Annotated in this window: 8 protein-coding genes; 1 reads left to right on the top strand and 7 read right to left on the bottom strand. The window is 54.9% G+C overall.

Annotated elements, in window-relative coordinates; all coding sequences use genetic code 11:
- Nucleotides 1-494: 494 nt before the first annotated feature.
- Nucleotides 495-815 (top strand): sugar-binding domain-containing protein, encoded by a 321-nt coding sequence (locus ACFDSS_RS12145; protein WP_375256004.1) that lies wholly within the window; start codon nucleotides 495-497, stop codon nucleotides 813-815.
- A gap of 190 nt (nucleotides 816-1,005) precedes the next feature.
- Here ACFDSS_RS12145 and ACFDSS_RS12140 read toward each other — a convergent pair whose 3' ends face one another.
- The 7 genes from ACFDSS_RS12140 to ACFDSS_RS12110 all read right to left on the bottom strand — a co-directional run.
- A complete protein-coding gene (locus ACFDSS_RS12140) occupies nucleotides 1,006-1,848 on the bottom strand; it encodes an SMP-30/gluconolactonase/LRE family protein (protein ID WP_067551579.1) in 843 nt (280 codons plus the stop codon).
- Nucleotides 1,845-2,447: a 2-dehydro-3-deoxy-6-phosphogalactonate aldolase gene (locus ACFDSS_RS12135; RefSeq protein ID WP_067551582.1), complete on the bottom strand. Its 603-nt coding sequence runs from the start codon at nucleotides 2,445-2,447 to the stop codon at nucleotides 1,845-1,847. The genes ACFDSS_RS12140 and ACFDSS_RS12135 overlap by 4 nt, the downstream gene beginning before the upstream one ends.
- Complete coding sequence (locus ACFDSS_RS12130) at nucleotides 2,444-3,316, bottom strand: 2-dehydro-3-deoxygalactonokinase (RefSeq protein WP_067551586.1); 873 nt, start codon at nucleotides 3,314-3,316, stop codon at nucleotides 2,444-2,446. Before ACFDSS_RS12130 ends, ACFDSS_RS12135 begins: the two co-directional genes overlap by 4 nt.
- Nucleotides 3,313-5,397: an alpha-galactosidase gene (locus ACFDSS_RS12125; protein WP_375256003.1), complete on the bottom strand. Its 2,085-nt coding sequence runs from the start codon at nucleotides 5,395-5,397 to the stop codon at nucleotides 3,313-3,315. Before ACFDSS_RS12125 ends, ACFDSS_RS12130 begins: the two co-directional genes overlap by 4 nt.
- Nucleotides 5,394-6,239: a carbohydrate ABC transporter permease gene (locus tag ACFDSS_RS12120; protein ID WP_375256002.1), complete on the bottom strand. Its 846-nt coding sequence runs from the start codon at nucleotides 6,237-6,239 to the stop codon at nucleotides 5,394-5,396. The genes ACFDSS_RS12125 and ACFDSS_RS12120 overlap by 4 nt, the downstream gene beginning before the upstream one ends.
- Nucleotides 6,239-7,144, bottom strand: a complete 906-nt coding sequence (locus ACFDSS_RS12115; RefSeq protein WP_375256001.1) for a carbohydrate ABC transporter permease — start codon at nucleotides 7,142-7,144, stop codon at nucleotides 6,239-6,241. The genes ACFDSS_RS12120 and ACFDSS_RS12115 overlap by 1 nt, the downstream gene beginning before the upstream one ends.
- A 66-nt stretch (nucleotides 7,145-7,210) precedes the next feature.
- A partial coding sequence (locus ACFDSS_RS12110) for an ABC transporter substrate-binding protein (protein WP_375256000.1) occupies nucleotides 7,211-8,062 on the bottom strand: 852 nt, incomplete at its 5' end.

Genomic DNA, 8,062 nt, shown 5'->3' with positions numbered 1-8,062 from the left:
AATCCTCCTAACTCAATTCAACAAATCTGTCCCAAAGGCGATGACGTTAGACACAGGAAAAAGTGGGAGGCCAGGCATTACCCAATAGCCCACCACCTGACCTGAACGGGATCGTCCATCCGGACGAGGTGTGTGGATGAAGCCGAAAATGTCTGCTGCGCAACTTGAAGCGCGCCGGAAAGCGGGGCTCTCCACTACCAATCCGACACATGCATGCAGCGGCGCCCTTCGAACGCCAATCCAGACTGCGAAGAGAAGCGTGACCCGGAAAAACGATCCTTCTGACGAATGAAAGAAAACGAGCTTGACCAAGATGCCCAATTAGAGAAGCGGTCATTGACTCAAGGGGCAGCCAATGACCGCTTTCAGCATTTACATCAGTCCGCTTGTTCTGCACCTCCAGCGTCTTTTTCGATCGTAGCGGTGACAGGGGCAGAGCCATCAAGTTGGAGGGATACGGAGACGTGTTTGCCAGCTTGGCTGAGCCATCTTCGATGCTATCACGAAGCGGCAACGTATTTTCTTCACGCGAATTGGCAGATGTAACTGAGGCGGGTGGTGTCGGCGATACCAGTCTTCGTTTCTTTGACAGTGACGGTAAAACGGTAAAGACACCGTTGGATGATCGGGTTATCGGCATGACACTTGACGAACTTGCAAAGGTAGATCGCGTGATGGCCTTAGCTGGTGAGGAAAGCAAGACTGACGCCATTCGCGGGGCTCTGCGTACCGGCGTCATCGACCTGCTAATCACCGACAGGTTCACTGCCGAGCGTCTTATTGGGGAAGAGTACCAGGTAAACGCAGTCGAATAGTCTGAGCTATTGTCTGAGCATGCTTACGCAACGACATCGGCGGAATGCGGTCTTCGCTGTGCTTTGAAGCAATTCCACAATACTCTAAAAGAAATCAAATGCTCTCGCCCAAGACGTACAAATTTTCTACATCTAAAATATCGACTTAAACTCCCCCAGAGCGGTGCTTTCATGTGTAAACGGTGCCGTTTCAAAGGATCACGCGAGCACTTGGCAATCCTACTGCGGTGAACGGAGCGGCATATACCGCGCCATCCACGTCATTTGGTTCCGCCAGCCCTTCGCGTGCCGTCGTGACAAATAGTGTGTCAAACTCTACCCCACCAAATGTAGGACAAGAAGTGTGGCTGGCTGGAAAAGAAACAGACCGCAGAAACGTTCCATTGGGACTATAGCAGGCTACACGAGATGCGCCCCATTGCGCAGACCAGAGGTTTCCATCACGATCGGTAACTGCACCGTCGGGGTTGAGGCCGTGTTCACGAAGGTCAACAAACACATCTGGAGTGCCAACAGGCCATCCCTCTGTGTCTAATGACACGCTCATAATCTGGCCAGATATCGTATCAGCAAAGTAGGCGGTTTTACCTTTTGGGCAAAAACAAATAGAGTTCGTTATTGTGAGATCCGTGTAAAGGCGCTTCAGTTCACCTCTATAAAAACGCCATATAGATCCTGCACCTTTTTCAGCATTCTTGCCCATAGTTCCTATCCAAAAACCGCCAAAAGGGTCAGCGCGTCCATCGTTTGATCTTGTGACATCATCATCAGCTTCAAGATTTGTAACGAACGAAAGATTGCCGGTCTCAAGATCCAAAATGGACAAGGCAATCTCTGATGCGACCAGTAAACTATTGTCGTCGACAATGGCCGCAGCACTAGTCAAATGATCAAACTCAAAAACCGAAACGTGACCATCGAGAGTTCTTTCAAACAGCTTCCGGTTCATTATGTCGAACCAAAATAGGCTTTGCCGGCCATCGTGCCACAAGGCGCCCTCACCAAGTTCACAAGGTGTCGGATCGAACATCATTGGACAGCATCCCACGCATCCACAATTTCACGTGCCTTACGGGCAATTACAGTAGTGCTATCCCCCGGCTTATAGATTGAAGACCCAATGCCGAAACCTGCAGCGCCAGAACGGATCCAGTCGCCCATATTTTGGGCCGATACGCCGCCAACAGCGAACAATGGCACCTCCTGCGGAATTACCGCTCTCATTGCTTTTAGACCAACTGGCCCAATCACTTCACCCGGGAACAATTTCAGACCATCAGCCCCAGACGCCAGAGCAGAAAACACTTCTGTCGGTGTCATGATCCCCGGGAAACTCAGCATATTTGCAGCCTTTGTTGCCCTAATGACTGATGGATCGTTATTTGGCGACACTATTAGTCGCGCACCGGTTGCAGCAACCTGCGCAACTTGCGACACCGAAATCACTGTACCGGCTCCGATTAGTGCCTCTTCACCAAACTGTTTCTGCATTCTGGCAATACTGGAAATCGGATCTGGTGAGTTGAGCGGAACTTCAATCTTGGTCACACCCGCATCTATTAATACTGCCGCGACTTCCAAAGCCTCATCTGGAGTTATTCCGCGCAGAATGGCAATAATATTTCTTGTCATAAAGTATCCTTAAGGTTCGACCAAGCCGCACATAATCCTGCGAGCGTGGCGTCTTCCCCTGACATTACGGAAGATGCCGCACCGATGCCCTGCAACGCTTCGTGATACAACGCGAACAAACGTGGAGCACCAATCACCATGACTTCATGTTCATCCCAATACCGCTTCGCACTTGCAAGTTCCCAACCGATCAAGAGCCCTGACAACCGATCACCAGCTTTCTCGCGCGTCAAATCTCCAACAAGTCCACCCGCACGCAGTTGGAAAAGCCTGCCGAAACTGGCTGTTGGATCGGCCAGCGCCTCCTTGACGGCCCTCATGAACTCGGCGGGATCATTTCCATCCCCAACAGAGTGCCGCAACACAGACTGATTACTCAAAAGAGAATACAACTCACCCGTCATAAAACTCTGAAAACTGATTATCTCACCATCTTCAACTCGCACCCATTTTGTATGTGTACCAGGCAAACAAACCGTCCCGGAAAAGGTGGGCAATCTCTTTAAAAGGCCTGCGATCTGGGTCTCTTCACCCCGCATAACATCGGGTGGGTCCATCTGCTTAACACCGCTGACAATCCAGACATCCTGACCAGGCACGGCAACCAGATGAGGCGAAACTAAAGTAGGCGTGGCCGTGTAAGGTGCTTCACGCCAACCCTGACGCGAACCGACCATTCCGCAAGCAATAACCGGCGCCTTGCCCCATCCATCAATAACTCGCGCAAGAACCGCGGGATACTGATCCGGCTTGAGAACTCCCATCCCATCAGTAGATGACCGACTTTCGAGAATCCTGTCGCCATCCATCGCCCAGATCCTGAGATTGGTGGTACCCCAGTCTGCGGCTATCCATTCGGGGCGGATCATACCCGCTCTCCTTCAACAACCCAAATGGACTGGGGGAAACATTTTGGCAAGGACAAGCCCTGTTGCATTAGGAACCGGCCGGACAGGACTACAGGTGCGGTCGACAGTGTCACACCTTTGCGCGAGGCCGGATTGTTACCAACCGAGTCCAGCAGAGCGACTTTATACATCGCATCGACTTCCAACCCAGACAGACGTAAGGGACGCGGCAGAACCTGCGCCGAGGTACCCGTTTGTCCGACAAACACAATAAACCGGCTACCATCAGCCGCTCGCTGTAGTTCCGCCGTGACCTCGGGATCGACCGAATCGAGACGCAAGATGTCTGCGGCAATGGTCCAGTTGCGGTTGGTCTTCCACCACGCAGTAACGTCTTTCAGAACGACCGCTTCGTCATCGGTTAATTCGCGGGGGTCCATTTCGAAACCCATATGTCGCTGCGCAGCAACCCAGGCCCGCACATGAATATCGATCACCCGGCCTGAAGTATGGCAATGGCGCGGCCCCACGTGGCTACCGGTAACGGCCATCGGAAGGAAAAGCGCAGCTTCGTGCTGAATGCGAAGCCGCTCGATCGCGTCATTACTATCCGACAACCAGACCCGCTGGGTACTGCCAAGAATCCCAAAATCAATTCGTCCACCGCCCGAAGAACAGCTTTCGATCTCTACTTCAGGAAAATCACGCCCAAGACGTTCCAACAACGCCCTAGTGCCCTCAGCCTGTGCGGCGTCGGGGTAGGGAAGAACGCGGTTGTGGTCCCATTTGATATAATCAACGTCGTAAACCGACAGCACTGCGGCGATCTTTGTATATAGATATTCAACCACCGCAGGAATAGACATATCCAGAACAAGTTGCTGCCTCCCCGTAATCTGGTCAGCATCACCCAGCGCCCAGTCGGGGTGCGCCCGATAAAGATCACTGTCAGGATTGACCATCTCGGGTTCGAACCAGATTCCGAAAGTCATGCCCAGCGATTTGACATGACTGACAAGCGGATCAAGACCATCGGGATATTTGCGCGCATCAATGTCCCAGTCGCCCAGCGAACTGGTGTCATCATCGCGTCGCCCGAACCAGCCATCGTCCAGCACGAACCGTTCCGCGCCAAGTGCGGCGGCCCGCTCTGCAATCTCTTTCAGTTCGTCGAGCTTGTGATCGAAATAAACCGCTTCCCAACAGTTATAATGCACAGGACGCGGACGGTCGGGATGCGGCCAACGCACAACATGATCCCGCAAGTGACGCTGGAATGCGATGGCACAGCCGTTCATGCCATCCTCGGACCGCGCCGCAAACAGCGTGGCCGAAGCGAAAGACGTGCCCTTCGCAAGGTGTGTTCCGGCGGCATGGCCGAATTGGATCTGCCTGCGTCCATCTGGCAGCTCCTCGGCCACCATGCGGTGCCCTCCGGACCACCCGTAATGGAAGGTCACCACCTCGCCAGCCGTGTTCCGCGCATCACCAACCGGCAGGATAATCGCGGGGAAATATTCATGTCCGGTGCGACCGGTGCGGTTGTCCCGCATGCGCGCGCCCGGTGTCCAGGGAGTATCGACCCGCTGGAACTCGCCACACCAGCGGCCGGAAAAATCGATCATCTTGTCGGCCAGTTGCGGTGCAGGGAAAACAGGTGCGGCCAGCCAATCCAGCCAAATCGGAGAGAGAGAGCCAATCTCTGACCGCGCCTCGATAACGCCGGTCGACTGGACCAATGTGAAGACCGCCCGATAGGTCAACCCCAGCGCGGCATCCCTTGCCGTCACCGTCAGGGTGTCATCGGTATTGTCGACAGACTCCAGAACGAAACGCGGGCGCAGCGGCGTTCCGCCTTCGGAGCGGATCGTTAGACCGGGTTGACCGGAAAAGCTTTGCGAGACCTCGGGACAGATCGACAGGTCCGGCAACCGGTCCAGCATACCGCCGGTCACATCAAGGCGTGTGGCTTGCGCTAGCACCGCCAGATCCTCGCCTTGGGGAAGTTTACCGCCCCAGTAGACGACCGAAGGCATTCGTCCGTCTACGGACGCCAGAACCAGCGTCTGGCGTCGATCTTCGAGTTTCCAGACCTGCGTCATTTCACGGCTCCAAGGGTCAGGCCCGCAATAAAGTGGCGCTGCATCAGGAAAAACATCAGAACCGGCGGCAGCGCGGCAAGGATCGACCCCGCCGACACAAGGTGCCACGCGGCAATCCATTGTCCGTTCAGACTGTTCAGACCTGCCGTGATCGGTTGGGTAGCAGCACCGGTGGTCAGAACCATCGCCCAGAAAAAGTCGTTCCAGATGAAGGTGAAGACCAGCACCGAAAGCGCCGCGATTGCCGGCCGCATCAGCGGCATCACGACATGGCGGAAAATCTGCCATTCGCTGACACCCTCGACGCGGGCCGCCTCGACCAGTTCGAACGGCAGCGCCTTGATAAAGTTGCGCATGAACAACGTACAGAAACCGGTCTGGAACGCGATGTGGAACAGTGCAAGTCCCATGGTAGTGTTGTACATGCCCATGCTGACGGTCAGGTCACGGACCGGCACCATCAGGATCTGGCCCGGAACAAAGTTCCCCGCCACGAAGATGAAGAATAGGATCAGGTTCGATTTGAACTTGTAGATGGCCAAGGCAAAACCGGTCAGACAAGACAGGCCGACCGCTCCGATCACGGTCGGGATCGTCACCTTGAAGCTATTGAGCAGATAGCGCTCCAGATCGGTGTTGCGGAACACCGTCAGGTAGTTGTCGAACGCCAGCCGCGACGGGATGCCAAAGTAGTTCCCCGCAGCAAGGTCGCCAGACGGGCGGATCGACGTCATGGCAACGCCAAGTAACGGCAAAAGCCACAGGACCAACATCACCGGAAGCGCGATCTTATAAGCCACCTGCGACGCAGGCGACATGCTCTGGATGGGACGCGGAAACATCAGCGCACTCCTATTTCGTCGCGCCACATCTTCCAGATGAAGCCCGAAATGAAGATAATCATGATGGCGAACAGGACAACAGCAATGGCCGCACCATAGCCCATACGGTAGCCGTATTCGGACAGGGCCTGTTCATACATGAAATAGGACAGGACGCGGCTCGACCCGAAGGGACCGCCGGACGTCATGATAGAAACAAGGTCAAAGCTGCGCAACGCGCCGATCACCGTCACCACAATCGCGATAAAGGTCGCGGGGCGCAGTTGCGGGATCACAACGTACCAGAGCATCTTCCATCCCTTGGCACCGTCCAGACGCGCGGCCTCGATCTGGTCGGGCGCAACGGCGTTCAGGCCGGTCAGATACAGGATCATACAATAGGCGATCTGCGGCCAGAGGCCCGCCGCGATAATGCCATAGGTGACAAGGTTCTCGTCCGCCAGAATAGCGACGCCCTGCCCGGTCACCAGTTCGATCAGTTTGTACAAAAGGCCGAAGCCCGGAGCATAGAACCACGAAAAGATCAGGCCGACGACAACTTGCGAAATCACGAACGGGAAGAAGAACAGCGATTTGTAGATGCGGATACCGCGGACGGTCTGGTTAAGGAACAGAGCAATCATCAGTCCAGCTGGAACCGACAGCATGTATAGTACAAGCCAAATGATGTTGTTTTTCAGGCTAGTGTAGAACGCATCATCGTCCAGCAGTTCCAGGTAGTTCGCGACACCGATCCATTTGGCGTCACTCAGCCCATCCCAATCATAGAAGGACACCCAGAGCGACTGGAAAATCGGGATAATCACATAAACGAGGAACATCGCTATACCGGGGGCCAAAAAAAGCCACGGCGCAAACGCACGGGGCAGCCGGCGGGAATTTAGGGAATCGGTTGAAGCGGGCATTCTTGGACTTTCTCCCAGTCGTCTTGAAGGCCGGAGGGCAGCCAAAACCACCCTCCGTTATTGCTTTTATTGATAGACGCGGGCTCGTACTTTTTCGAGGCGCTCAAGGATATCATATAGACGTTCCGGCTTGACCATGAATTCCTGGAAGCCTTCCATACCCGCTTTTGCCATTTCAGCCGGAGCATCGCGATCAAAGAACTGGGCGATGCCGCCGTCTGCGGTCGAGAGCATCTCGAAGCCAGCAGCAAGGTAGGGATCGTCACCCGCGCTTGAACCGCTGTTAATAGGCAACTGACCGAGGGTACCGTTCATCTTGGTCTGCACTTCCGACGAAGCAAGGAAGGCAAGGAACAGTTTGGCGTCCTCGACGTTCTTGGCACCGGCCGGAATGTGGATGGTGTCGGTCGGAGCTTCTTCGGCGCGTGCCAGACCCGGGGTGATTTCCGGGAACTGCATAAAGCCGAGGTTGTCGTTGGTCAGACCACCGTCTTTGAACGCGGCCACAGCAAAGTTGCCCATGACGTAGTTCGCAGCCGATCCCTGAACGATGTTCGACACAGCATTCTGCCAGTCAATCGCGGCGTGGTTTGAAGTGGTATACGGCAGAACCTTGGCCCATTCGGCAAAGACGGCCTTCACGCGGTCATCGGTCCACGCGATGTCGCCGCTGGTCAGCTGCATGTGGAAGTCGTAACCGTTGGTGCGTAGATCGAGGTAGTCAAAGATACCGGCGATCGGCCAAAGGGCCTTGGAACCGGTGGTCAGACAGTCGATGCCAGCCGCCTGGAACTGTTCACAAGCCGAGATGAAATCATCCCAGGTCTTGATCGAGTCAGCGTCTACGCCTGCTTTCGCGTAAGCGTCTTTGTTATAGTAGATGCCCCACTGGTAGTAGGTATAGGGCACACCCCACTG

Source organism: Yoonia sp. (genome assembly GCF_042093035.1).
In the GTDB taxonomy this organism is placed as follows: Bacteria; Pseudomonadota; Alphaproteobacteria; order Rhodobacterales; family Rhodobacteraceae; genus Yoonia.
This window is presented reverse-complemented; position numbering and strand designations above follow the sequence as displayed.

What these genes read in the sequence shown, in the direction of transcription:
- ACFDSS_RS12145 (WP_375256004.1), top strand. Translation starts at nt 495, where the DNA reads ATGCTATCACGAAGCGGCAACGTATTTTCTTCACGCGAATTGGCAGAT.
- ACFDSS_RS12140 (WP_067551579.1), bottom strand. Translation starts at nt 1,848, where the DNA reads ATGATGTTCGATCCGACACCTTGTGAACTTGGTGAGGGCGCCTTGTGG.
- ACFDSS_RS12135 (WP_067551582.1), bottom strand. Translation starts at nt 2,447, where the DNA reads ATGACAAGAAATATTATTGCCATTCTGCGCGGAATAACTCCAGATGAG.
- ACFDSS_RS12130 (WP_067551586.1), bottom strand. Translation starts at nt 3,316, where the DNA reads ATGATCCGCCCCGAATGGATAGCCGCAGACTGGGGTACCACCAATCTC.
- ACFDSS_RS12125 (WP_375256003.1), bottom strand. Translation starts at nt 5,397, where the DNA reads ATGACGCAGGTCTGGAAACTCGAAGATCGACGCCAGACGCTGGTTCTG.
- ACFDSS_RS12120 (WP_375256002.1), bottom strand. Translation starts at nt 6,239, where the DNA reads ATGTTTCCGCGTCCCATCCAGAGCATGTCGCCTGCGTCGCAGGTGGCT.
- ACFDSS_RS12115 (WP_375256001.1), bottom strand. Translation starts at nt 7,144, where the DNA reads ATGCCCGCTTCAACCGATTCCCTAAATTCCCGCCGGCTGCCCCGTGCG.